The sequence below is a fragment of the Pseudomonas sp. X4 genome, from assembly GCF_040784925.1.
GTDB classification, from domain to species: domain Bacteria; phylum Pseudomonadota; class Gammaproteobacteria; order Pseudomonadales; family Pseudomonadaceae; genus Aquipseudomonas; species Aquipseudomonas putida_Z.
In genome coordinates this window covers 1,568,909-1,593,752 of sequence record NZ_CP160798.1, presented here as the reverse complement: position 1 = coordinate 1,593,752, position 24,844 = coordinate 1,568,909, and the positions used below count along the sequence as shown (strand labels likewise).

The 24,844-nt window shown below is 61.6% G+C and carries 22 protein-coding genes and 1 other RNA gene; 9 read left to right on the top strand and 14 right to left on the bottom strand.

The features are described 5' to 3' along the window. Window positions 1-255 precede the first annotated feature (255 nt). Window positions 256-1,779: an MFS transporter gene (locus ABX298_RS06980; protein WP_075046442.1), complete on the top strand. Its 1,524-nt coding sequence runs from the start codon at window positions 256-258 to the stop codon at window positions 1,777-1,779. Here the strand turns inward: ABX298_RS06980 and ABX298_RS06975 are convergent. Next, window positions 1,761-2,408 carry a HEPN domain-containing protein gene (locus tag ABX298_RS06975; protein ID WP_075046441.1) on the bottom strand — a complete coding sequence of 216 codons (648 nt, stop codon included), beginning with the start codon at window positions 2,406-2,408 and terminating at the stop codon, window positions 1,761-1,763. The two genes, ABX298_RS06980 and ABX298_RS06975, sit on opposite strands and share 19 nt — an antisense overlap. 219 nt (window positions 2,409-2,627) lie before the next feature. Between ABX298_RS06975 and ABX298_RS06970 the strand changes: the two genes are divergently transcribed. From ABX298_RS06970 to ABX298_RS06960, 3 genes are all read left to right on the top strand, one after another. Further along, window positions 2,628-4,109 (top strand): hypothetical protein, encoded by a 1,482-nt coding sequence (locus ABX298_RS06970; protein WP_367394211.1) that lies wholly within the window; start codon window positions 2,628-2,630, stop codon window positions 4,107-4,109. Window positions 4,110-4,170: 61 nt separating this feature from the next. Then, window positions 4,171-7,596, top strand: a complete 3,426-nt coding sequence (locus ABX298_RS06965; RefSeq protein ID WP_367394210.1) for a TM0106 family RecB-like putative nuclease — start codon at window positions 4,171-4,173, stop codon at window positions 7,594-7,596. Next, window positions 7,593-8,252 carry an ankyrin repeat domain-containing protein gene (locus ABX298_RS06960; RefSeq protein WP_367394209.1) on the top strand — a complete coding sequence of 220 codons (660 nt, stop codon included), beginning with the start codon at window positions 7,593-7,595 and terminating at the stop codon, window positions 8,250-8,252. Before ABX298_RS06965 ends, ABX298_RS06960 begins: the two co-directional genes overlap by 4 nt. A 60-nt stretch (window positions 8,253-8,312) precedes the next feature. Here ABX298_RS06960 and ABX298_RS06955 read toward each other — a convergent pair whose 3' ends face one another. Further along, a complete protein-coding gene (locus ABX298_RS06955) occupies window positions 8,313-9,188 on the bottom strand; it encodes a WYL domain-containing protein (RefSeq protein ID WP_075046437.1) in 876 nt (291 codons plus the stop codon). Window positions 9,189-9,307: 119 nt separating this feature from the next. On the opposite strand from ABX298_RS06955, the gene ABX298_RS06950 reads away from it, so the two are divergent. After that, on the top strand, window positions 9,308-9,565 hold the full coding sequence (locus ABX298_RS06950; RefSeq protein ID WP_367394208.1) for a hypothetical protein: 258 nt from the start codon (window positions 9,308-9,310) through the stop codon (window positions 9,563-9,565). An 11-nt stretch (window positions 9,566-9,576) separates the two neighbouring features. Further along, on the top strand, window positions 9,577-10,629 hold the full coding sequence (locus ABX298_RS06945; RefSeq protein WP_367394471.1) for an ADP-ribosylglycohydrolase family protein: 1,053 nt from the start codon (window positions 9,577-9,579) through the stop codon (window positions 10,627-10,629). 257 nt (window positions 10,630-10,886) lie between these two features. Here ABX298_RS06945 and ABX298_RS06940 read toward each other — a convergent pair whose 3' ends face one another. From ABX298_RS06940 to ABX298_RS06900, 9 genes are all read right to left on the bottom strand, one after another. Next, on the bottom strand, window positions 10,887-11,093 hold the full coding sequence (locus tag ABX298_RS06940; RefSeq protein WP_367394207.1) for a co-regulatory protein PtrA N-terminal domain-containing protein: 207 nt from the start codon (window positions 11,091-11,093) through the stop codon (window positions 10,887-10,889). Between the two features lie 269 nt (window positions 11,094-11,362). Then, window positions 11,363-11,641 carry a DUF2790 domain-containing protein gene (locus ABX298_RS06935; protein WP_075046435.1) on the bottom strand — a complete coding sequence of 93 codons (279 nt, stop codon included), beginning with the start codon at window positions 11,639-11,641 and terminating at the stop codon, window positions 11,363-11,365. Window positions 11,642-11,874: 233 nt separating this feature from the next. Beyond that, window positions 11,875-12,138 (bottom strand): DUF3077 domain-containing protein, encoded by a 264-nt coding sequence (locus ABX298_RS06930; RefSeq protein ID WP_025340716.1) that lies wholly within the window; start codon window positions 12,136-12,138, stop codon window positions 11,875-11,877. A gap of 23 nt (window positions 12,139-12,161) precedes the next feature. After that, window positions 12,162-12,404, bottom strand: a complete 243-nt coding sequence (locus ABX298_RS06925) for a hypothetical protein (protein ID WP_025340715.1) — start codon at window positions 12,402-12,404, stop codon at window positions 12,162-12,164. Window positions 12,405-12,766: 362 nt separating this feature from the next. Next, window positions 12,767-13,161, bottom strand: a transfer-messenger RNA (tmRNA) gene (gene ssrA / locus ABX298_RS06920). Between the two features lie 99 nt (window positions 13,162-13,260). Continuing rightward, window positions 13,261-13,557 carry a hypothetical protein gene (locus ABX298_RS06915; RefSeq protein ID WP_013974305.1) on the bottom strand — a complete coding sequence of 99 codons (297 nt, stop codon included), beginning with the start codon at window positions 13,555-13,557 and terminating at the stop codon, window positions 13,261-13,263. Between the two features lie 275 nt (window positions 13,558-13,832). After that, window positions 13,833-16,643 carry an FAD-binding and (Fe-S)-binding domain-containing protein gene (locus ABX298_RS06910; protein WP_367394206.1) on the bottom strand — a complete coding sequence of 937 codons (2,811 nt, stop codon included), beginning with the start codon at window positions 16,641-16,643 and terminating at the stop codon, window positions 13,833-13,835. Window positions 16,644-16,718: 75 nt separating this feature from the next. Beyond that, entirely contained in the window at window positions 16,719-17,864 is a 1,146-nt protein-coding gene (lldD, locus tag ABX298_RS06905; protein ID WP_025340713.1) for an FMN-dependent L-lactate dehydrogenase LldD, read from the bottom strand. A gap of 63 nt (window positions 17,865-17,927) precedes the next feature. Continuing rightward, window positions 17,928-19,598 (bottom strand): lactate permease LctP family transporter, encoded by a 1,671-nt coding sequence (locus tag ABX298_RS06900; protein WP_015271872.1) that lies wholly within the window; start codon window positions 19,596-19,598, stop codon window positions 17,928-17,930. A gap of 256 nt (window positions 19,599-19,854) precedes the next feature. On the opposite strand from ABX298_RS06900, the gene ABX298_RS06895 reads away from it, so the two are divergent. Continuing rightward, window positions 19,855-20,622: an FCD domain-containing protein gene (locus tag ABX298_RS06895; RefSeq protein ID WP_013974301.1), complete on the top strand. Its 768-nt coding sequence runs from the start codon at window positions 19,855-19,857 to the stop codon at window positions 20,620-20,622. Between the two features lie 135 nt (window positions 20,623-20,757). Here the strand turns inward: ABX298_RS06895 and smpB are convergent, their stop codons facing one another. Further along, window positions 20,758-21,240, bottom strand: a complete 483-nt coding sequence (gene smpB / locus ABX298_RS06890) for an SsrA-binding protein SmpB (RefSeq protein WP_013974300.1) — start codon at window positions 21,238-21,240, stop codon at window positions 20,758-20,760. Between the two features lie 162 nt (window positions 21,241-21,402). Here smpB and ABX298_RS06885 point away from each other — a divergent pair, with 162 nt between their 5' ends. Beyond that, window positions 21,403-21,837, top strand: coding sequence for a type II toxin-antitoxin system RatA family toxin (locus ABX298_RS06885; protein ID WP_025340712.1), 435 nt, complete (start codon window positions 21,403-21,405; stop codon window positions 21,835-21,837). Between the two features lie 61 nt (window positions 21,838-21,898). On the opposite strand, the gene ABX298_RS06880 is transcribed toward ABX298_RS06885, so the two are convergent. Next, window positions 21,899-22,432: an outer membrane protein assembly factor BamE gene (locus ABX298_RS06880; protein WP_025340711.1), complete on the bottom strand. Its 534-nt coding sequence runs from the start codon at window positions 22,430-22,432 to the stop codon at window positions 21,899-21,901. Between the two features lie 97 nt (window positions 22,433-22,529). Here ABX298_RS06880 and fur point away from each other — a divergent pair, with 97 nt between their 5' ends. Further along, the gene (fur, locus tag ABX298_RS06875) at window positions 22,530-22,934 is read left to right on the top strand and encodes a ferric iron uptake transcriptional regulator (protein WP_012274258.1); all 405 of its coding nucleotides are present in this window, start codon (window positions 22,530-22,532) and stop codon (window positions 22,932-22,934) included. A gap of 191 nt (window positions 22,935-23,125) precedes the next feature. On the opposite strand, the gene recN is transcribed toward fur, so the two are convergent. Continuing rightward, entirely contained in the window at window positions 23,126-24,799 is a 1,674-nt protein-coding gene (gene recN, locus ABX298_RS06870) for a DNA repair protein RecN (RefSeq protein WP_025340710.1), read from the bottom strand. Window positions 24,800-24,844 lie beyond the last annotated feature (45 nt).

Here is a 24,844-nt window from a genome sequence, read left to right as displayed (position 1 = left end):
GCCGCCGGGGCTAACAAGCCTGGGGGCTGGCGGCGTTATGGTGAGGCCAACACTACAAGGCTGATGGCTTGGCGGCAAAGGCTGCCGGGGAATTGCAGGGGACCGCTTTGTGGTCCATCGCAGGCAAGCCAGCTCCTACAGGTATTGCGCAATCCTTGAAGGCGGTGCGGTCCCTGTAGGAGCTGGCTTGCCTGCGATGGGCTGCAAGGCAGCCCCGGCGATTTGACCAACCAGCCCTGCATCCGGAGCCTCACCATGCCCTCTGCGCGTTTCACCCTGCTCACCGCCTCCCTGGTCTGCGCCCTGATCATCCTCGACACCAACATCGTCGCGGTCAGCCTGCCCAGCATCGCCCGCGACCTGTCCGGCTCGTTCGCCGATATCGAATGGGTGGTCAGCGCCTACCTGCTGGCCTTTGCCGCTTGCCTGCTGCCCGCTGGCAGCCTGGCCGACCGCTTTGGCCGCCGCCGCATGCTGCTGCTCGGCCTGGCCCTGTTCGGCATCGCCTCGCTGGCCTGTGGCGCGGCGCCCAACCTGCTGTTCCTCGACCTGGCCAGGGCAGCCAAGGGCGTTGGCGCGGCGCTGCTGCTGACCTCGGCACTGGCCGCGATCGGCAACCGCTTCCACCAACCCCAGGAACGCATGCGCGCCTGGGCCTTCTGGGGCGCCTGCATGGGCGCCACCATCACCTTTGCGCCGCTGCTGGGCGGGTTGATCACCAGCACCCTTGGCTGGCGCTGGATCTTCTACATCAACCTGCCGTTGGTGGCAGTGCTCGCAGTGATGGTGCTGCGCAGTGTCGAAGAGTCCCGTGACAGCACTGCGGCCCGGCTCGACCCATGGGGCAGCCTGACTTTCGCCGGCAGCCTGGGTTACCTGATCTGGGCAATGATCGATGCCAACCAGGTGGGCTGGGGCAGTGCGCAAACCCTGGGACGGCTGGTGATCAGCGCCTTCCTGTTCGGCCTGTTCGTCATGGTCGAACGCAGCCAGGATCGGCCGATGATCGACCTGCGGCTGATGCGCAGCGGGCGTTTCGTTGGTGCCTTGCTGGGCATGTTCGCCTACGCGGCCTGCGCCCAGGTGATGATGACCCTGCTGCCACTGTACTTGCAGAACGGCCTGCAGCTGTCGGCCCTGGCCGCAGGGGCGGGCATGCTGCCGTTTGCCGTGGCCATGCTGCTGACGCCACGCCTGGGCATGCGCATGGCTGCACACTTGAGCCCGGCGCAAGTGTTCGCACTCGGCCTGGTATTGGTCGGTGCGGGTAACCTGCTGTGTGCCTGGGCCACGCAGCAGGGCGGTTACGGTGTATTCGCCCTGGCCAGCCTGGTGCTGGGTGCTAGTGCCGGGCTGCTGAATGGCGATACGCAGAAGAACATCATGGCTTGCGTGCCGCGTGAGCGTACCGGCATGGCTTCGGGGTTGAGTACAACCACGCGGTTCGGGGCGATCGTGCTGGCCATCGGTGGGCTGGGTGGTGTGCTGGCTGCACGTAGTGGGCAGTTGCTGTATGAGGCCATGGCTGCCGTGGCGCCTGGGCAATCGGGCCAGGTTGCCGCAATGGTTACGCGGGTTGCTGCGGGTGATTTGCAGGCGGCGTTGGCGTTGCTTGAGCCCGGGTTGCAAGAAACGGTGGCACCCTTGGCCCGCCAGGCGTTCATCGGGGGCTTCCAAGCCGTGTTGCAGGTCGCTGGTGTGGCGGCGCTGCTGTTCGCGATGCTGGTCGGCGTGTTGCTGAGCCGGCCGCTGCCGGCCATTCAAGCAACGACTGGATAACAAGCATCCCCCCACAGCGTGTCCGGGTTGTCCAGCATCAGCAGAATAATCACCGGCACCAGCTTGCCAAGCAGGTTGGTGCAGTCACGCAGTTGATCCCGGTTGACGCTGCTGTTCCAGGTAGCGCCGCCATGCATGATCTGGTTACGCAAGGTATAGATTCGATTGAACAGCACCCCGAGTACGGCGGCAGTGTTGCGGTTGGCCAGCGCTTGCTGTGCGGCTCGCCGGCCGTTGGCAAAGCGTTCGGTCCATTGCTGCTCGGTGATCTTTCCGTTCTGGTTGTCCCAGAAGCTCTGGAACACATAGGGGTTGTTCAGCAATACGCGAATACTGCCCGGGAACTCGGACCACACCAGGTTCTCGATCAGATTGCCTTTGTCCAGTCCACAGAGCTTGTCCAGGAATGCCTTGAATGTGGATTGCTCGGACAGGCGGAATTGTTCATCAATGTCGGTCGCGTAGGCCGAGTTGAAGGCGATCCACAGAAAGATGAAGCGGCCATCAAGATCATCCGCCTGCTCGGCGCGGTTCAGCCAGCTCAGTGCGCGATGTACGCGCAAGGTGAGGTTGGGGTGATGGCCCTCACGCTCCTGGCGGTGACGGATCTTGAGTGCTTGATGGTCCATGAAGGGCTAATCCTTGAGGGCGTGGGCGGTCCGTAAAGTTGCAACGTGTGTCTGAAAACTTTACAGGTTTATGGGTTCCTGGCCGCAGGCGTTGAAACCTGCCTGTTCCGGGCGCTTCAACCTGCTCCGATTGTTTACCTGTATGAACAGCCAACGTGGACGGCGGCTGCCGTTTTGCTTAGGGTATGGCCATTCGACATTACCCGCAAGGCGGCCTGCATGAAGCGTGAAAAGTTCCTGGCACAACCCGAAGTGGAAGCATTCATTGCATGGCTCGCAGCCAGCTTGCCAGCGCTCACGTTCAAGCTGCGCTTCAAGTCCAGCAAGTTTGTACCGGGTGGTTTGACGGCTGATGTGCAGGGGATCGAGCAGGTACTTGGGCACTACCGCTGGAAGGCAAGCTGGTACGACGCCAACCAGACTGCAGTCGAGTCTGAGACCTGGACTCAGACCCAGCGCTCCCTGGGGCAATTGCGTGAGTGGTTGTCTAGTGCGGTCAACGCCGGTGATGAGCGACAAGCACTGCAGGCGTGTTTGCAGATTCTTCGATGGGGCGGCGTAAAGGGCGCCATTCCGTTCTTGCATCGGCTGGCGGTGCGGGACGAGTTGACGAGCTACCTGCAAAAGATGGCGGGGCTGATGTCGCTCGACGGTGACAATGACCTGGATGACCTCGATGCGAGCAGTGTCGAGCGTTTTGATTCGGGCCTGACCAAGATTCATGCCCTGCTCGATGTGTCCGGTTCGCCAATCTATGACAGCCGCGTAGGCGCTGCGATCGCCATGTTGTATTCGCTGTTCCGCCAGCAGGGGGCAGGGCGTGGCAAACCCCTGCTGAGGTTCCCGTCCGGTGGCGCGCGTGGCGACCAGGTCCGCAACCCTGGAGCGTTCTTGAACAGTGTGGGCGCGCCGCAGTTTTCGTCGATCGAATATGCCGCGTGGGCGCGTTGGCAGGTGCAGTTGGGTTGGATTATCCGCGCGTTGCTCGAGCGCACGGGCTGGTTTGCCGAGCAAGGGGCGATGCCTGCGCGTTGCCACGCGTTCGAGGCAAGCCTGTTCATGCTCGGCTATGACCTTCGTTGCTTTGGTCTTGCGCTGGCAGCTGAGCCCAAGGCTGATGATCTGGAGGGGGAGGTCTCGCTGCGTGCGGTAGGCAAGACCGGTTGGGTACCCACGGGGCATGTTTTTGGCCAGGTGCTCAGAGATTATCTGGCCTTCCGTCGCAGCGGCGCGCCAGACAACAAAGCATCCTTTGTCGACTGGCTGGTGGCCAAGCCGCGTCACAAGAAGCCAATCAGCCGTAGCACCGCGCTGGACTACTGTTTCCCGTTCTCCATCCAAGAGTTCGATTTGTTTGGCCGTCCACTTGTCCAACTTGAACGCATTGTGGCCGGTGGCGAAGACGGACTGCGGGCGGCCTTGGCGGCTGAAACACTGGAGCCGTTCTCGCTGGGGGACGAGCGAGTCAGTGTGTGCCTGGTGGATGTATTGATCACCGGCAACGCCTATGCAAGTGCAGAGACCGGTAAGGATCGTGTCGACTACATCATGAGCGCCGGGTATGCCGGTACCGAGAACTCTGCAAAGACACTCATGGATGTGGGGCGCAAGGTGGGCAAGCATTTCGGCCTGCTTGATGAGAATCACTTGCCGACGGCCTTGTTCGAGCAGTTCTACCAGGGTTGCTCGCTCGACGCCTGAGCCTCACAGGCAACATTGCGGTGCCAAGTGCCTCCGGGCGTTCACGGGATGGAATACAACCATGCAAACTCGAAACGGGATTCAGCTGTATTCCGCCTCGGACATCTGCGGCTTTCTGGAATGCCAGCATCTGACGGCGCTGGATTTGCAGTACCTGGTCGCCCCTATGGAGAAAGCGCCAGCAAGTGACCAGAACCGTCTGATCCAGGACAAGGGGCTTGCCCATGAAGCGGCGTTTCTCGAACGGCTCAAAAGCGGCTATGCCCACGTAGTCGACATCGCCGAGGGCAATCCGAGTTTCGCGCGACGGGTGGAGCTGACCATCGAGGCAATGCAGGCTGGCGCGGACATCATCTTCCAGGCGTCGCTCCAGGAGGGCGCCTTTATCGGGCATGCCGACTTCCTGCGTAAAGTGCCGTGCAAGTCGGCGTTGGGCGATCACAGCTATGAAGTCATCGACACCAAGTTGGCCAAGACCGCGAAGGCCAAGTTCCTGGTGCAGGTTGCGCTTTACTCACGAATGCTCATGGCGATTCAGGGTGTACAGCCGCAGTTCATGTACATCGTGCTGGGTGATGCCGCGCGTACGGAGCAGGCATTCCGGGTTGCTGACTACGCCGATTATCTGGAGCACGTACTGCAGCGTTTCACTGCGTTCGTGAACAGTGACGGGCAGCGTGTGACTTACCCCGAGCCCTGTGGGCACTGTGGGTTTTGCGGGTGGCGCGACCGCTGCAGTGAACAACGCCTGCAAGATGACCACCTTTCGGCAGTTGCCGGCATCAGCCGCTCGCAAATCAGGAAATTGCAGATTGGCGGGGTGAGCACATTGCAACAATTGGCCGTAAGTACCGATGGTCTGCGCATCCCCAGGTTGCAAGGCGATTCGCTGAACAAGCTACGCCATCAGGCGCGTCTGCAGTTGCAGGGGCGCGCCAGCGATGCACCATTGTTCGAGCTGCTGCCGGTCTCCGGGCAGCGGCGTGGTTTTGGTCGCATGCCCCCAGCGGTCGAGGGTGATCTGTTCTTCGACATGGAGGGCAATCCGCTGGAGGAGGGCGGCCTGGAGTACCTCTTCGGCGTGTATATCGACGAAGGGGGGCGACAATCCTTCAAGCCTTTCTGGGCGCACAGCCGAGACGAGGAAAAGATCGCCTTCGAGCAGTTCATCGATTGGGTCATCGTGCACCTCAAGCGCTACCCCAACGCGCATGTCTACCACTATGCCAGCTATGAAGAGACGGCCATCAAGCGCCTGATGAGCCAGCACGGCACGCGCGAGGCCCAAGTGGACTGGCTGCTGCGCAACGGCAAGTTGGTTGACCTGTACAAGGTAGTGCGCGAAGCGATCCGGGTGTCTGAACCCAGCTACTCGATCAAGAACATCGAGCACTTCTACATGGCAAAGCGCGACGGCGATGTAACCAATGCCGGCGCGAGCATCGTGTTTTATGAGCGTTGGAAAGAGACCGGCGAGTCGGCCTTGCTCGAACAGATCGAGCGATACAACGAAGACGATGTGCTATCCACCTATCTGCTGCGCAACTGGCTTTTGAGCATCAAACCATTGGATGCAGGTATTTCTCGTGTGCCGGAAGCCAAAGATGAGAAAGCCGTAGCGGAGCAAACGGAGATCGAGGTTCGTCTGGACAGTTATCGTGCTCGGTTGCTCGCCGGCTTGTCCGTCGACGCCTGTGCCTTGAGCGAAGAAGAGCAGGTAAGGTTGCTCACCTTCCAGTTGCTCGACTTCCACCGCAGAGCCGACAAGCCGGTATGGTGGCAGCTGTTCAGCCGTCAGGACATGAGTACTGAGGAGTTGCTGGAGGATATCGAGAGCCTGGCCGGTTTGCGGCGCACGGCAACGCCGCCCGAACCGGTCAAGCAGTCGTTTCTGTTCGAATACAGTTTCGAGCCTCAGGAAAGCAAGATGCGCACGGGCTCCCAAGGTGTCATTACAGAGTCCCTGGCCAGTGTGCAGTTGGCCAGCCTGGACAATGAGGCGTGCCTGGCGACATTCAAGGCTACTGTGAATAAAGCGCCACCGGACGCTTTCGACATGATTCCTGGTCGGCCGATCCCGTCGACTTCGCTGCGTGAGGCGCTGTTTCGCTATGCCGACAGCGTTTTGGCCGCTGAGTCACGCTTCCAGGCGGTGACGGACTTTCTCCATCGCCGCGCGCCACGGGTGAAAGGCGTTGAGCCGGGTGCGCCGCTGCTTGATCCACGTCTGGCGACGACCGATGCCATCAAGCAGGTGGTACGCAACCTCGAGAGCAGTGTGCTGTTCATCCAGGGGCCGCCGGGTGCCGGGAAGACCTACACCGGCTCGCTCGTGATTGTCGACTTGCTCAAGGCAGGCAAGCGCATCGGTGTGACCTCCAATTCCCACTATGCCATCAACAACCTCCTGGCTGCTGTCGAGGCGCGTGCACAAGCAGAGGGTGTTGCGTTCAAGGGGCTGAAAAAATCATCGGAAGGGGAGGGCACGGAATTCACTGGCCGCTGCATCCGCTCCATCGAGAACAAGAAGGAGTTCCTCGACACTTGGGGGACGGGTATAGACTTGACCGCAGGTACCGCCTGGCTGTTTGCCGATGCGACTTTCATCGAGCAGTTGGATTACCTCTTCATTGATGAGGCCGGTCAGGTGAGTGTGGCGAACCTGGTCACCATGGGCATGGCGGCACGCAACATTGTCCTGATGGGTGACCAGATGCAGCTGTCGCAGCCTGTGCAAGGCGTGCATCCGGGCCGATCTGGTGATTCCATCCTTGACTACCTGCTGGACGGCACGCCCACCATCGCATCTGACCGTGGCGTGTTCCTGGCGCAAACCTGGAGGATGCACCCGCAGGTTTGTTCATTCATTTCCCATGCGGTGTACGAAGGCCAGCTCTCATCGGCGCCGGGGACCGAGCGGCAGGTGTTGCTGCTCGATGGGGAGCGACCGGAAGTGCCGGCCAGCGGGCTGATGTTCTGCCCTGTCGAACATGACGGCAACGGCCAGAGTTCCGATGAAGAGGCTGCGTACGTCAAAGCGTTGTATGCCTACCTTCTGCGCCAGCGCTATGTGGATAACAGCGGTGATGAGCACGCGGTCAGCCTTGAAAACATCCTGGTGGTAGCGCCCTACAACTTGCAGGTACAGCTGTTGAAGCAGGTGCTACCTGCGGGCGCGCGCGTTGGCACTGTGGATAAGTTTCAGGGGCAGGAGGCTGAAATTGTCATCGTTTCGATGGCCACATCGAATGAAGACTACCTGCCCAGGGACATTGGCTTCCTGTACTCGAAAAACCGTTTGAATGTGGCGGTCAGCCGGGCGAAGTCGCTGGCTTGCATCATTGCCAGCCCGGGGCTGACAGCCATTCGCTGCCAGACGCCGCAGGACATGAGCCTGGTCAACGGCTTGTGCATGGCAACCCGGTACGGGCAACCGCAACGTCTGCCCGCTACGTGTGCATGGCAGCCCTGTGGAGCCCAGTCATGACCTACCCACCTGCTTTGCTTGCCGCGCTGGAAAAAGCATTGAGGACAACGCGTTTCAGCGTCGACGACCTGGCGGCACTTGAGGTTGGAGGCTGGCATGCTGCCGTGCTGCTCGACGACTTGGTGCACCTGCAGTCACTTGCCCCTACGGCGATGAACGACCGCGACGGCACCGAGAGCACGCCCCTGGACATCGCCTACCAGCTTGGCCGAACCGCATGGGTCGACGCGCTGGAGGCGCTGGGTGCCGAAGGGGACAAGGCGCTGCTGGACTGGAAAGGCCTGGGTAGCTTCCTGGCCCCTGACAACTTTGCCCGATTGCCTGGCAAGCAAGGCATCATAAGAGCGCTTGCCAGGCGCTATCAGCAAGGCCGTAGCCTGAATGACCGCGACGCGGCGGGTAATACGCCACTCCATTGGCTGGCCGCGAACGGCCAAAGCAAGGCGGTGAACTACTTTGCCAGGCACTACAGGAAGTTCTGCCTCGATCTGGACGCGAAGAACAATGAGGGGCATACGGCCCGAACTGTCGCCAGCCTGGCGGGGCATCATCACCTGGCGGCGCAGCTGCTGAACCGGGAAATCGACGACTACCTGGGTGCGGCGCGCACCTGGCAGCAGCTGTGCGCCACAATGAGTAGCTACAGCCGCAGTTGAACACGGCTGTGCCGGCCCGCGACCCGGGGGTATCAAGCTCCTTGCCCCAAGATCCGTGCGTCAGTACTTCATCAACCACGGCTGCAGTTCCTGGAGGTTGCTCACCACCAGTTGCTGGGCCTCGGGAAGTATCGCCAGGTTGCGGTGGTCGATCTGATATCGCTGCAACACGTACTTCACCAGCGCCCTGCGGCTGGGCACCACCAATTGTCCCTGCGTCATGCCGAAGTCGGTTTCGATGATTGCCTTCTGCGCCGCGTTCAATCGCCCGTCAGGTTCGAAGATGACCGGCACCTCGACATTCCAGTCTTCATCCTGCTCGCGGGTGTTCGGCGATTGGTCGAGCAAGTCTGGCTGCCCACGCAGGCGGCTGAGGACGAAGTCGCGATACTGGCCGTTCTTTTCGCAGTAAGCCCTCACGTGCCAGCGCATGCCGGTGTAGACCAGCGTGTGCGGGGCGATGAGGCGCACTTCCACGTTGGGGGTGTTGAAGGACACGTATTCGGTTTCCAGGCGCAAACCTTCACGGCAGGCCTTGAGCAAGGGGCGCAGCACTTCCGGGCGAATAGGCCGGTCCGGCACTTCCAGCACCCGGGTATGCGCATAGGCCAGTGCCAACCCGTCGATGTGCGGGGCCCGCTCATTGTTCTGATAAAGCAGGTGCAGGTAGGCGCTGGCGCTGTCGTCGATGAACAGCGGCTTGAACTGCTTGCTTGGTACATAGCCCTTGAGCTGCTTGTCATATGTCAAGTTTTTGGGCGCATGTTCGGTGATGTAGGTATTGATGTCCTTCGACGCCTGCTGGCGGCTGATGCCAAAGCTCTGCATCAGGTGGCCCGTGGTCAGCCGGCCTTCCCACCAGGCAACGGTCTCGATCAAGCGATAGCGAAGTGCCAGGTCCCAGCGTACCTGCTCGATGGATTGCTTGCGTTTCATACCCTCTCCATGTGCGCGATAACTTTACCTGTATAAGTCTACATTCTAGACCTGTCACTAAACACTACATATCGTGTTCCTGTCTTCGAAATAAATTGAAGTCACGAAAGGAAGTGGACATGACCATGTCTGAAGCGGTTTCAACAGGAGCGTTGGTGTTGATCGGGGTGATCCTGGTGTTGCTCCTGATGCAGTACTTGCGGTTGCGAGAAATCTGGCACCTGGTTTTCGCCTGTCGCCAGGACGCGCGTTGGGCGCGGATATGGGAGATGGAAAACCGGGAGCTACGTGCGGCACAGCGTGCCGACAAAGCGCACATCGCGCAGCTGCAAAGCAAGCTGGTGCTTTTGCAGAACCTGGTCTCTGCAGAAGAGTGACAAGGGAAGACATGAACAGACTTGAACGGATCAAAGGCTGCCTGCTGGGTGGCGCAGTGGGAGACGCGCTTGGCGCCCCCGTGGAGTTTCTCGAGTGGCCTGTGATCAAGGCCAGGTTCGGCGCGCAGGGCATCATTGATCTTGCCCCGGCCTACGGCATCACCGGTGCGATCAGCGACGATACACAGATGATGCTGTTCACCGCTGAAGGTTTGCTGCGGGCTTATGTGCTTGGGAGTTCACGGCAGCCCTGTCATGTTCCCAGCATTATTCATCACGCGTTGCTGCGCTGGCTGATGACACAGGATTACCCCTCGACGATACCGGTGACAACGGATGGCTGGCTGATCAAGCACGTGGAGCTCTGGTCCCGCCGCGCCCCCGACGCAACTTGCCTGAATGCGCTCAAGAGCAGCGGGCGGCTGGGTGCGGTTGGCGAAAACAACAGCAAGGGCTGCGGTGCCCTGGTACGGGTTGCACCCTGTGCATTCTTTGCCCATGCATTTGACTACGCAGCGCAGTCCGGGCGACTGACGCACGGGCATCCGACCGGTTACCTGGCAGCAGGGCTGTTCGCCGACATTCTCCAGCGCATTGTCGATCGACAAGATAGCGTGGAGCACGCCGTGACTCAGAGCCTGGCCAGGTACGGGCAGGTGCCTGGCATGGAGGAAACGCGCAGCCTGATCGAGCGCGTGCTGTTCTTCTATTACGAGGGCTATGCACCCACCCCGCAACGCATTGACGATTTTGGCGCTGCTTGGGTCGCAGACCAGGTACTGGCGGTTGGGTTGTGGTGTGCGCTGACAGCTCGGTCACTCGAGGAAGGGGTAGCCATGGCGGTGAATCACAGCGGCGACAGCAGCAGCACGGGGCTGGTCGTCGGGCACTTGCTGGGTGCGCAACATGGTGCTGCCGCTATTCCTGGCCGCTGGCTCGAGCGCTTGGAACTGCACCAGGTGATTGCGCAGGTAGCCGAAGATATCGAGCGCATTCCGCGGGAGTATTGTGGGGTTGGCGGGGAGTTCGATCAGCAGATCGAACTGGCTTATCCGGGTAGCTGAACGCGATGTTCCACTCCCCGACTTCGGGGTAAGTTGCCCCAATGATGGGCGCGATACCCCAGCAGTATTCGCGCCCCGATTAGCTGAAGGCTTTGAGCGTTGAACAATGTTTGCCCAGATGGCCAAGCCACGCAGAGCGTCCCCCTGTCCCCGATCACTGCGTACCGACCCTAGCGGCATATGTTCATGCGTTGGTGCTGACGGCATGGATCGACAACGCCTGCCATATGGCCAGGCTGGAGGACGCGCTATATCGATTAGCCCTTGGCGTCATTGGCTGGCTTGGCTTTGCTTTCAGCTACAGCGGCTTCTGCTTTCTGTTTCTCTGCGAGCTGGAAGGCCTGCATCGAGGCTTTGCGGGCTGACTCCATGCGTGCGAAGGTCCGATCACCACCGCCGGAGGCCATCGACAGAGTAGAAGCGGTCAGGGCGGCGGCAACGAAGAGAACTTTCATGGTTTTCATCTGGATATCCTCAAGTAAAACTTTGTGAACTGCTCAGCATGACACCCAGCACTGTTTGGCTAGAGTGTGCTGTTGTTGGCTGTAATTGAATTTCTGCTATTTCCGGTTATTAACTTGCAGGGCTAGGTTTTCAAGATAATGGTGTTTCTCGCGAATGAACTTTTAATCATTCGCTCATGTCCGTTTTCGAGTGATGGAAACATCATTCGCACTGAATGCGTATGAGGTTTGACTTCCGTTTCTGGGGGGGGGCTTTAACGTTGGGCGGATCAGGCCACGCCAGTAGGAGCTGCGGGGCTTCCACCCCATTCGAGGAAGCGGATCTTGTGAATCTCGCCCTTGCTGTCTTCATAAACTACGGTTACCGGTACCACACCGGTCTTGTCGGTTGTATCGGTGCGTTGCAATACGCGTTTCACATCGATGTTCATCCCGTAGTGGTATTCGACGGCAGAGATATGCGCGCCGGGTTCTTGCAGGCTGTTATGGTCAAAGACACTTGGTGCGAGACTGGAAATCACGGCACTTACAATTGTGGCCATGCTCATAAGGCTGTACCTCTAATGAAGTTCGCTTGACAAGGACCTAATCTGACACGCCGAGAAAGTGAAGTTCATTTCACCACGACGAACGCGCTTGGCTGAAACGCCAGTAGTGGCAAAAAACTCCCAGCAATTCCCCGTGCCTGACACATTTCGACCATTCGTCCTTTGACCCCCGTATCTGTTGGGCGAAGTCCGTTTTTGAGGTTGGCCGAGCACGGGGAAGGGCAGTGGGGTGTTCAGCGCATCATGCCGAGTTCGGCATCATCCAGCAGTGCTTTGCCCAAGGCGCAGAGGTAGTGCGCGGCCCAGATCAGCTTCGGTTTGTCTTCCATCAGGCCGTCGATGGTCAGGTCCCGCGCGTAGCCCATCAGTTCCGAGGCTTGTTCACGGGCGTTCTGGCAAGGTATGCCGGGTTCGATGCGGAACAGTGGATGGGTCTGGTTTTCACCTTGGTAGAAGATGGTTTTACCGACTGTGCATTGGGTGTCTTCGTTGGCCATTGATCGATCTCCCTGGTAGTGATTCAGTGCACGGCTTGCGGGCCCGCTGGTTTGTGTATTTGCGCCAGCGCTGATTCGAGTAATTTGCGCAGGGCTTCAAGCTCGTGCATCGACGCCATGATCAACAGTGACGCTGGCGATCGCGGCTGCATCAGCATTGCCTGCTGCGCTACGGCTTCTGCACAGAGCGCGTAGTCCGAGGCCAACATGATGGTGTCTTCTAGGGAATGGAGATGGTGGGGTGGATCGGGGACTATCTTCAACATGATTGCTTCCATTTCAGGGCCGTCACCATCTGCTGTCAAACAGAGGGTGGCAGCTGTACGCGGGTTGACAGACCGGCGGAAACAACAAGTTCCGGCGCACGCAAGCGTGCCCGCACGTACAGCCGCCATAACGACGAGCCGTTTTGTTGTTTACCGTCGCGACCTGTCAAAGTCATGCCGTTGATGAGCAACGACCCACCGAGCCTAGAACGCTGAAAAAACGACCGCAACGGAAAACAGGCGTTGGGAGTATCTTTGGGAAACGCCCTACACGGAAGGGGTGAAATCTGATTTTGGGGCTCGCGCACCCCAAAACCCAGGCACAAAAAAAGACGCCCGAGGGCGCCTTCTTCTTTGGAATTTGGTGGAGCCGGGGGGATTTGAACCCCCGTCCGCCAGTACTCCGCTGTCGGTACTACATGCTTAGCCGTGTCTACTGAGTTAATCCGCAGCCGCCCGACGGGCAGGGTGCTTTGGACGAGTTGGGTAAGTTTTAGTCGCTTTGCCCCCAACGTGCTACACGACGATCCTGTTCTGTATGACAATCATTTCGGGTTTACAGGCATCCCCTGATGATTGCTGGAGCCGAAGCTACCAGAAGGTCGGGCTCGGCTGCTTACGCAGCGAGAGCGTACTCCGCCTCGAAGTTTTCGTCATTGGCAACTATAGAAAGTTGCAACAGTGGATTTACGAGTTCTGTTACCAACTCGGCATGCACCTAGAGTTTCGCTACCGGCGTCGAATCCTGATCGGCCCCACACTAGCTCTTGGCTAACGCACCTTACGGTACGTGAGGCGGAGTATACGCCATTGCGCGGGCGACGTCGACAGCCGGTCCGGTCGCCCGCTTTTGGGCTCACGCGCCGCTACCGCCGCCGCTGGTGCCGCTGCCTTTCTCGGTTTTTTCCAGGCGCTCCAGGACTTTGCTGGTAATGGCGATGCATTCCTTGGTGTCGCCCGAGGCTTGGGCAGCCTTGGCTTTGTCGACGTGCTCGGTGATGGCCTTGTCCAGGCCTTCGGAGGTGGCGCCGGCGGTGGCCATGCTGTCGTCGATCTTTTGCAGGTTGGCGGTGCAGAGGTCTTCGGCGGCGAATACCGGCGAAGCCAGCAGGGTGGCGGCCGCGAACAGGGCCGAAAGCGCGGTACCTTTCATGGGAGTCTCCTTCTGGGCCTCTGGAAGGTGGGCCTGTAAGGGTGGACTGTGGGGGATTGGCGGGGGTTCAATCGGGATGGCACCGGCTTTGCCGGTGTTCGCGGCTGAAGCCGCTCCCACAGGTACAGCGTGGGCCCAAAGCCGGCGCGGTACCTGTGGGAGCGGGCGTGCCCGCGAAGCAGGCTATGCGGTGTATGGCACCGGCTGCGCCGGTGTTCGCGGGCTTGCCCGCTCCCACAGGGGTTGCGGCAGCTATCAGGTTTTGCATTAAACGGTCAGATGCTACGCGGCCGGGTGACGCGGTCTACCAGGTAGACCAGCCCGTGGTAGTCGATGCCGCTATGGCTGGACAGGCCGATCTCGCAGGTGCGGCTTGTGGAAATGCCTTCGCTGCAATACTGCACCGCATCCTTCAGGCTGCGCAGCGAGTGGGCGTTGAGTTCGGGGGTGGTGAAGCCTTTGTCACCGGCAAAGCCGCAGCAGTGTATGCCCTCCGGGATCACCACCTGTTTGCTGCAACGCCGCGCCAAATCGATCAGCGCCTGGCTTTCGCCCAGGTGCTGGGTGCTGCAGGTCACATGCACGGCCACTGGTTCGTCCTGGGGGGTGAACTCCAGGCGCTCGAGCAGGTGGGTGCGGATGAAGCGCACCGGGTCGTACAGGTCCAGCCGGGTGTCGCTCAGGTCTTGCACCAGGCGCAGGGTGCAGGGGCTGGTGTCGCAGTAGATCGGGTCGAGGCCGCCGCGGCTTGCGTGCAGCAGGGCGGCAATCAGTTCCTGGCGTTTGTGCTCGGCCTGCTCGGGATAGCCCTTGGAGGCGAACGGCTGGCCGCAGCACAGGCTGTCGGCGTTGTCGGGGAACACCACCTGGTAACCGGCCTTTTCCAGCAGGGCGCGGGTCTTGTCCAGCAGCGAGCTTTGCTCGCGGTCGGCATAGGCCGGGCCCATCACCCGCGAGACGCAGGCGGCCAGGTACACCACGCGAGGGCGGGCGTCGTTGCTGGCCTGGCCGAAGTCCAGTGGGCGCAGGGGTTGTGGCATCGCCGGGGTCCACTGTGGCAGGCGGCCTTTGCTGGCTTTGTTCAGCGAGGCGCTCAGGCGGCCCAGGCGTGGAGCGCCGAGCAGCTTGCGTGCTGTGTTGGCGGCGGTCAGGGTCAGGCGCGCGCCGCCCAGGGCGGTGTGGAAGTGTTCGGCCAGCCAGTCGGCGGTTTTTTCGTGCTCGGCGGCCTGGCTGCGCAGTTTCTTCACCAGTTCGCCGGTGTTGATGCCGACCGGGCAGCGCTGGGCGCACAGGCCGGTGGCGGCGCAGGTGTCGATGCCCTGGTACTGGTAGGTCTGGCGCAGTTCGCGGGTGTCGATGCCGGCGCGCTGTTTGGCCTGGATGTCACGCCACATGACGATGCGCTGGCGCGGGCTGAGGGTCAGTCCTTTGGACGGGCACACCGGTTCGCAGAAGCCGCACTCGATGCACTTGTCGACGATCTCGTCGGCAGCGGGCAGCGGCTTGAGGTTCTTCAGGTGGATGTCGGGGTCTTCGCTCAGCACCACGTCGGGGTTGAGAATGCCATTGGGGTCGAGCAGGCGCTTCAGCTTCCACATCAGTTGGTAGGCGTCATGGCCCCATTCCAGCTCCACGAACGGTGCCATGTTGCGCCCGGTGCCGTGCTCGGCCTTGAGCGAGCCGCCGAACTCCACCGCCACCAGTTGCGCCACATCGTCCATGAAGGCCTGGTATCGGGCGACTTCCTCGGCACTGTTGAAGCCCTGGGTGAAGACGAAGTGCAGGTTGCCTTCCAGGGCATGGCCGAAAATGATCGCTTCGTCGTAGCGGTGCTTGTCGAACAGCCGGATCAGGCGGTTGACGCCTTCGGCCAGCTGCTCGATGGGGAAGGTGACGTCTTCGATGATGACTGTGGTGCCGGTCTGGCGCACGGCGCCGACGGCGGGGAAGGTGTCCTTGCGGATTTTCCACAGCTGGTTGTACACGGCCGGGTCTTCGCTGAAGTCCACCTGCTGTTCCAGCGGGAAGTCGGCGATCGAGGTCATCACCTGTTGCAGCTGTTCATGCAGCAGGCTCTGGCTGGCGGCGCGGGACTCGATCAGCAGGGCGCAGGCATTGTCCGACAGGCCTTTTACCCACAGTGGCATGCCGGGCATGTTCTGCACCGAGCGCAGGCTGCGGCGGTCGAGCAGCTCCACGGCCGAGACCGGCTGGCGCTTGAGTACGGTTACCGCGCGGCAGCAGCTTTCCACGCTGGGGAACACCAGCAGGGCGCTGGCCTTGTGCGGGTGGTCGGGCACGGTGTCATAGGTGACAGCACTGATGAAGCCCAAGGTGCCTTCGGAACCGACCAGCAGGTGCTGCAGGATATCCAGCGGTTGGTCGTAGTCCACCAGTGCGTTCAGCGACAGGCCGGTGGTGTTCTTCAGCCGGTATTTGTGCCGGATGCGCTCGGCGAGTGCAGTGTTGGCGCGGGTCTCGCGGCCCAGGCGGGCCAGTGCTTCCAGCAGGTCGGCGTGGCTGGCCTCGAACGCGGCGACGCTGGCCGGGTCTTCGCTGTCCAGGCGCGTGCCGTCGGCCAGCACCAGGCGCAGGCCGGCCAGGGTGTGGTAGGTGTTCTGCGCGGTGCCGCAGCACATGCCGCTGGCGTTGTTGGCGACGATGCCGCCGATCTTGCAGGCGTTGATCGAGGCCGGGTCGGGGCCGATCTTGCGCCCGAAGGGGGCCAGCCAGGCATTGGCCTGGGCGCCGATGACGCCGGGCTGCAGGCGGATCTGCTCGCCTTGGCCGCGGATTTCGCGGCCGTTCCAGTTATCGCCCAGCACGATCAGCACCGAGTCGCTGATGGCCTGGCCGGACAGGCTGGTGCCGGCGGCGCGGAAGGTGACCGGCACCCGCTCGCGCTGGGCCAGTTTGATCAGGCCGACCACTTCGTCTTCGGACTCGACGCGCACCACCAGCTTGGGGATCAGCCGGTAGAAGCTGGCGTCGGTGCCGAAGGCCAGGGTGGAGGTGGGGTCGTCGAAGCGGCGTTCGGCGGGGATCAGGCGCTCGGCATCACGCAGGAACGCGGCAGGCAGGCTCATGCAGTCTCCTCGCGGGGCCGTGGCGTCTGTGCGCCACATGCCCCGGGTCAATCAGGCGGTCGTTCTTGCGGGCGTTCAGGCGCCCAGTTCGCGTACCAGCGAGTCGCGGGTGATTTCGCTGATCGACTTGGCGCCGGTCAGCACCATCGCTACGCGCATTTCCTTCTCGAACAGCTCCAGCAGGTTCTTCACCCCGGCCTGGCCGTGCACGGCAAGGGCGTAGAGGAAGGCGCGGCCGATCAGTACGGTATCGGCGCCCAGAGCGATCATGCGCACCACGTCGAGGCCGCTACGGATGCCGGAGTCGGCGAGGATCTTCAGGTCACCTTTGACCGCATCGGCAATTGCCGGCAGGGCACGGGCGCTGGACAGCACGCCGTCGAGCTGGCGGCCGCCGTGGTTGGACACGACGATGCCGTCGGCGCCGAACCTGACCGCATCGCGGGCGTCATCGGCATCGAGGATGCCCTTGATGATCATCGGGCCGTCCCAGAACTCGCGGATCCACTCCAGGTCTTTCCAGGAGATCGACGGGTCGAAGTTGTTGGCCAGCCAGCCGATGTAGTCGGCAAGGCCGGTGGGGTTGCCACGGTAGGTGGAAATGTTGCCGAGGTCGTGCGGGCGCCCCATCACGCCGACATCCCACGCCCACTCGGGATGGGTCATGGCTTGCAGCACGCGGCGCAGCGGGCCGTTCTTGCCGCTCATGCCAGAGTGGGCATCGCGGTAGCGGGCGCCGGGGGTCGGCATGTCGACGGTGAACACCAGGGTCTTTACCCCGGCGGCCTTGGCCCGCTCCAGCGCGTTGCGCATGAAGCCGCGGTCCTTGAGCACGTACAGCTGGAACCACATCGGCCGGTCGATGGCCGGGGCCACTTCTTCGATCGGGCACACCGACACGGTGGACATGGTGAACGGAATACCGTGGGCAGCCGCTGCGCGCGCCGCCTGCACTTCACCACGGCGGGCGTACATGCCGGTGAGGCCGACCGGGGCAAGGGCCACCGGCATGCTCAGGGTTTCGTCGAACAGTCTGGTCTGAAGGCTGAGCTCGGACATGTTCTTCAGCACGCGCTGACGCAGGGCAATGCTGGCCAGGTCCGAGACGTTGTGGCGCAGGGTGTGCTCGGCGTAGGCGCCGCCGTCGGCATAGTGGAACAGGAAGGGAGGCAGCTTGCGTTGGGCCGCGGCGCGATAGTCGGTAGAGGCGGAAATGATCATGGATTCTCGCAGCGTTGCGTGTGGGGATTGCCGGGCGCGCGATGGCACCCGGCCCCTTTCACTTTAGTGATGAACCAGCATGCCGGTCAGCCAGTAGGCCTGGATCAGGGTGATCAGGCCGACGATGGTGGCGAAGAACAGGCTGTGCTTGACGGTGAAGCGGAACAGGTCGGATTCCTTGCCAACCAGGCCGGTGGCGGCGCAAGCCACGGCGATCGATTGCGGCGAGATCATTTTGCCGGTCACGCCGCCGCTGGTGTTGGCCGCTACCAGCAGAGTGTCGTTGACCCCGATCTGGTGCGCAGTGGTGGCCTGCAGCGAGCTGAACAGGGCGTTGGACGAGGTGTCGGAACCGGTCAGGAACACGCCCAGCCAGCCGAGGAACGGCGAGAAGAACGGGAACGCGGCACCGGTACCGGCCAGCACCAGGGCCATGGTCGAGGACATGCCCGAGTAGTTGGTGACGAAGGCGAAGGCCAGCACCATGCCGATCGACAGGATTGGCCAGCGCAGCTCCCAGAAGGTTTCCTTGAAAGTGGTCAGACCAGTTTTGAAATTGATCTTCAGCACGGCCATGGAGATCAGCGCCGAGAGGAAGATCGCGGTGCCGGTGGCAGAGATCGGGTCGAGCTTGAACACCGCTGGCATGGCGGTTGGCGCAGCGACGATCGGTGCGGTCTTGATCACCAGTTGGTCGAGGTGCGGGATGGCGAAGTTGAACACGAAGTTGTACATCGCGCCGCCCGGGGCGAAGGCCGCCTTGAACGGTTTCAGGGTCCAGATGGTGACCAGCACGGTGAGGATCAGGAACGGCGACCAGGCTTTGAAGATCTCGCCAAAGCTGTAGGGGCTTGGCTGGCTGCCGCTTGGCTGAACCACGGCGGCGCCGACGCTGCCTTTGGCTTCGGCGAACGAACGCTTGGGCTGCCAGACTTTCAGGAACAGGGTCAGGGCGATCAGGCTGGCCAGGGCCGAGGTGATGTCCGGCAGCTCCGGGCCGATGAAGTTCGAGGTGAAGTACTGGGTGACGGCGAAGCTCAGGCCGGCGACCAGGGCGGCAGGCCAGGTTTCTTTCACGCCACGCAGGCCGTCCATCATGAATACCAGCCAGAACGGCACGAACAGCGACAGCAGCGGCAGCTGGCGACCGGTCATGGCGCCGATGTGGAAGGCGTCGATGCCGGTGACCTGGCCGGCCACGATGATCGGGATGCCCAGGGCGCCGAAGGCCACTGGCGCGGTGTTGGCGATCAGGCACAGGCCGGCGGCGTACAGGGGGTTGAAGCCCAGGCCCACCAGCAGCGCGGCAGTGATTGCCACCGGTGCGCCAAAGCCTGCCGCACCTTCCAGGAAGGCACCGAAGCAGAAGCCGATCAGCAGCACTTGCAGGCGCTGGTCATCGGTAATCGACAGCACCGAGCTGCGGATCACTTCGAACTGGCCGCTCTTGACCGTGAGTTTGTACAGGAACACCGCGGCAACGATGATCCAGGCAATCGGCCAGAGGCCGTAGAGGAAGCCATAACCCGCAGCGGCGAATGCCATGTCGACAGGCATCTGGAAGGCGAAGATCGCCACCAGGATCGACAATGCGAGGGTGATGCTGCCGGCCACGTGGCCTTTGAGGCGGAACACGGCGAGGGCAAGGAAGAAGAAGACGATGGGAATGACCGCCGCCAGTGCGGACAGGCCAAGACTACCAAGCGGACTATAGATTTGTTGCCAGGTTTGCATATGGGGTGGCCCCTAATTGTTGTTGGTCAGGCACTGGCATTGGATAATTGGTAAGACCAATTTACAATGGCTGGGCGCTAGGTTAAAAGCGTCTTCGTGGGTGTGTCAATTTGTCCCGTGCAAAACTTTGGTCGCGTGCCGATGAGCGGGCGCCTGGTGGGCAGGGAAAATCGTCGCCTGGTGGGTGTTTGCGCGATCTGGATCGGCGAGAATAGGCGCCCCCTGAAATCTGCCGGGGGTTTGTGGAGAGCATGTGATGGTTTTTGATCAGGTCCGCCAACGGCGCCTGTCCGACGACATTGTCGATCGGTTGGAAGGGATGATTCTGGAGGGCACGCTGACCTCGGGGCAGCGGCTGCCGGCCGAGCGCGTCCTTGCCGAGCAGTTCGGCGTGTCCCGCCCGTCACTGCGTGAGGCGATCCAGAAGCTGGTGGCCAAGGGGCTGCTGGTCAGCCGCCAGGGTGGGGGCAATTTTGTCGCCGAGTCCCTGGGGTCCACTTTCAGCGACCCGTTGTTGCAGCTGCTCGAGCACAGTGCCGAGGCGCAGCGTGACCTGCTCGAATTCCGCCATACCCTGGAGGCGTCCTGCGCCTACTACGCGGCCCAGCGCGCGACCCAGCCGGACCGGGCGCGGCTGAAGGCGGCGTTCGATGCGCTGCAGGACTGCTATGCCAGGGCCGACGAAGTGACCCGGGCGGAGGAGGGCGCGGCCGATGCGCGCTTCCACCTGGCGATTGCCGAGGCCAGCCATAATGCCGTGCTGCTGCACACCATTCGGGGCTTGTTCGACCTGCTCAAGCGCAACGTGGTGACCAACATCGGCGGCATGTACCAGCAACGGACCGAGACCCGGGACATGCTGATCAGCCAGCACCGGGAGCTGTACCTGGCGATAGTCGAGGGCAGGGCGGAGGATGCGCGGGAAGTGTCCAGCCGGCACATTCTGTATGTGCAGGAGGTGCTGGAAGAGGCGCATGAAGAAGCGCAGCGAGTGGCGCGGGCGGAGCGGCGGAGCGGGCGTTGAGATTTGTACTGGCAGTGCTGGCCTCTTCGCGGGTAAACCCGCTCCCACAGAGACTGCACCGAATCTGAACTCGGTGTTAATCCTGTGGGAGCGGGTTTACCCGCGAAGAGGCCGGAGCAGGCTGAAGAAGAGGTATTACTCTTCCTTGCCCTTGTTCCGCACAGCCCGCTGCAGCTCGCGGTTGGAATCGCGCTCGCGCATGGTGTCGCGCTTGTCGAATTCCTTCTTGCCCTTGCCCAGTGCGATTTCGCACTTGATCAGGTGCTTGCTCCAGTACAGCGCCAGGGCCACGCAGGTGTAGCCCTTTTGCGCCACGGCCGCTTCCAGGCGCTCGAGCTCGCGCTTGTTCAGCAGCAGCTTGCGAGTGCGGATGGGGTCGGCGATGACGTGGGTGCTGGCCGTGGTCAGCGGGGTGATGTGGCTGCCGAACAGCCAGGCCTCACCGTCTTTCAGCAGCACATAGCTGTCAGTCAGGTGCGCCTTGCCGGCTCGCAGGCTTTTTACTTCCCAGCCGGACAGGACCAGCCCGGCCTCGAACTTGTGTTCGATGAAGTAATCGTGTCGCGCCTTCTTGTTCTGCGCGATGGTCCCGGTCGGATGTTTCTTTTGTTTAGCCATAGGGGCGGCATTATAGGCAGTCGCCGCGTCGTCGGCTATGGGATTTCGGTGTGCTTGAGCCACTGCAATGAATACCGGACAATACAGCCCCTGTCTTTGCGACAGAACCTGTTTTCGGCACGCTGCGAAGCGCCGCCACCCAGCCTTGGAAGTGATGCCTGGATGACTACCCATATTCAACGCTCCGCCCTGCTGCCATACCCCGCCCAGGCGCTTTACGATCTGGTCAACGATGTGGCCAGCTATCCGCAGTTCCTGCCTTGGTGCTCGGCCTCGACGGTGATCGAAGCCAGCGACACGCACATGCGCGCCAAGCTCGATGTTGCCAAGGGCGGCATGAGCCAGCACTTCGTCACGCGCAACGTACTGGTGCCGGGGCAGTCCATCGAGATGAACCTGGAAGAGGGGCCGTTCACCCAGTTGCATGGCCTGTGGGTGTTCAAGCCGTTGGGTGACAAGGCCTGCAAGATCAGCCTGGACCTGTCGTTCGATTATGCCGGCCCGCTTGTGCGCGCGACCCTGGGCCCGCTGTTCAACCAGGCAGCCAATACGCTGGTGGATGCGTTCTGCCAGCGTGCCAAGCAGCTGAATGCCTGACTGAAAAAGCGGCAACAAAAAGCCCGGACCAGGTCCGGGCTTTTTTGTATCTGCTCGCCGCTTATTGAGGCGAGGTCTCCAACGGAGCCGGAGTCGGGACCGGGGTGGTCTCGATGGTGTCGATCTCGCGCTGGATGGATTCTTCCACCGAGCCTGGCTTGGCCGGCTTTTCTTCAGGCTGCACGGTTGGTTGCTCTGGCTGGTTGGCCGGGCTGACCGTGGTGTCGCTGCTGCCACCGAGGATTTCCTGGTCGCGGCTGACGCCTGGCATGAAGTCGCCAGAAAGGCTTACCAACTGGTCGCTTTCGTTGAAGAACACGCTCATGCGTTCTTGCTGGCGTTTGCCGCCGCCTGGCTGCAGGCTGTACAGGTAATCCCAACGGTTGGTGTTGAAGGTGTCCTGGATCAGCGGGTTACCCATGATAAACCTTACTTGCCGGCGGGTCATTCCGGGGCGCAATTGGTCTATCATGTCTTGCGTAACGACATTGCCCTGCTGGATGTCGATTTTGTAAACCCCGGGAAACGAGCAACCGGCGAGTGCGAGCAGTCCCACTAGGGTGAGGCTGGTTAGCAAGAGCTTGGTGTTTTGCATCGGTGGGCGACTTCCACTATCTTGGCTGGACAACGTAAACCCCGATCATACCCGTATTAAGAGAAGCTGCGAAGCAGCATCGGCGAGAAAGCTGACCATGGTTGAAAATAGCGAATTGCGCAAAGCCGGTCTCAAGGTGACCCTGCCTCGAGTCAAGATCCTTCAGATGCTCGACTCCACCGAGCAGCGTCACATGAGCGCCGAGGATGTCTACAAGGCGCTGATGGAGGCTGGCGAGGACGTGGGCCTGGCCACCGTCTACCGCGTACTGACCCAGTTCGAAGCGGCGGGTCTGGTGGTTCGCCACAACTTCGACGGCGGTCATGCGGTGTTCGAGCTGGCCGATGGCGGTCACCACGACCATATGGTCAACGTGGACACCAGTGAAGTCATCGAGTTCATGGATGCCGAGATCGAGAAACGCCAGCGCGAAATCGTGGCCGAGCATGGCTACGAGCTGGTGGACCACAATCTGGTCCTGTATGTGCGTAAAAAGAAGTAACGATTTTTTATCGTTATGAATGGCAAAGGCGACCTTCGGGTCGCCTTTGTGCTTTCTGAGGCAGAGAGCTGTGTCGTTTGTGCCGGCCTCTTCGCGGGTAAACCCGCTCCCACAGGTACTGCGCAGGCTCAGGTCCGGTGAATATCCTGTGGGAGCGGGTTTACCCGCGAATGGGCCTGAAAAAGAAGGGTTCAGGCCTTGCCGCTTACCACCATCTTGCGCGCATGCGCCAGGGATTCCTTGGTCAGGTCTATGCCGCCCAGCATCCGCGCCACTTCCTCCACTCGCTCACGTTTGCCCAGGTTGGCCACGGCGGTGTGGGTGGTGTCGCTGTTGCGCACCTTGTGCACGAACAGGTGGTGATGCCCTTGTGCCGCCACCTGCGGCAGGTGGGTAACGGTCAGCACCTGGCCGCGTTCGCCCAGGCGGCGCAGCAGTTGGCCGACGATTTCGGCAGTAGGCCCGCCGATACCGACGTCGACTTCGTCGAACACCAGGGTTGGAATGCGTGAGGTCTGCGCGGTAATTACCTGGATCGCCAGGCTGATGCGGGACAGTTCGCCACCTGAAGCCACCTTGGCCAGGCCCTTGAGTGGTTGGCCAGGGTTGGCGCTGACCAGTAGCTCGATCTGCTCCAGGCCATGAGGCGAAAGATCTGCTCCCTCATTGGGGGTAAGTGCGATGCAGAAGCGCCCGCCGGGCATGCCCAGGCGTTGGATCTCCTGCTCGACGGCCACTGCCAGCTGCTGGGCAGCCTGTTGGCGCAGTGCGCTGAGCTCGCGAGCCTTCTCTTTATAGTGCTGGGCGAAGGCGGCCAGCTCTTCACCCAGCCGCTCGATCGACTCGTCACTGGCGTTCAGGCCCTCCAGCTCTTCCATGAGCTGCTGTTGCAGGTGGGGCAGTTCGGTGGGGTGCACACGGTGTTTGCGCGCCAGCGTATAGATAGTGTCGAGGCGTTCTTCCAGTGCCTGCAGGCGCATGGGGTCGGCGTCGAAGTTGTCGAGAAAACGGTTGAGCTCGCCCACGGCTTCCTCGACCTGGATCTGCGCACTGGCGATCAGGTTGGCTGCTTCGCCCAGTGCCTTTGGCGAATTGGTGGCGGCACCCAGGCGGTTGAGGCTGGAGGTGAGGGCGCTGAGCACGTTGCCCGAATCGCTCTCGCTGCACTGGTCGATGACCTGGCGGCAGATGCCGAACAGGGCTTCGGCGCTGGTCAGGTTCTTGTGTTCCTGCTCCAACTGCTCCAGCTCGTGTTCGCCCAGGCCGAGGTTGTCCAGTTCCTCCAGCTGATAGCTCAGCAGCTGATGGCGGGCGCGCTGCTCATCACCGGAGTTGGACAGGCGCTCCAGTTCCAGGCGGGTCTGGTTCCAGCGCTTGGCCGCCAGCTGTACCTGGCGGGCGAGGTCGACGGCGCCGGCGTACTCGTCGAGCAGGCGGCGGTGGGTGTCGGTCTTGAGCAGTGACTGGTGCTCGTGCTGGCTGTGGATATCGATCAGCAACTCGCCCAGCGCCTTGAGGTCGCCGAGCGGGCAGGGCGTGCCATTGATGTAGCCGCGGCTGCGGCCTTCGGCGGTGATCACCCGGCGCAGGATGCACAGGCCGTCGTTGTCCAGGTCGCGCTCGGCCAGCCAGGCATGCGCCTCGGGGATGTCCACCAGATCGAAGGTGGCGAGGATGTCTGCCTTGTCCGTGCCGGGGCGCACCACGCCGCTGTCGGCCCGGTCGCCCAGTGCCAGGCCGAGGGCGTCGAGCATGATCGATTTGCCGGCACCGGTCTCGCCGGTAATGACGGACATGCCGCGGGCGATTTCGAGGTCGAGGTGCTCGACGATGGCGTAGTTGTGAATGGACAGGTGCACCAGCATGGGGCGGCTCCCGAAAGTCAGGTCTGGTTATTTATACAGTACTTT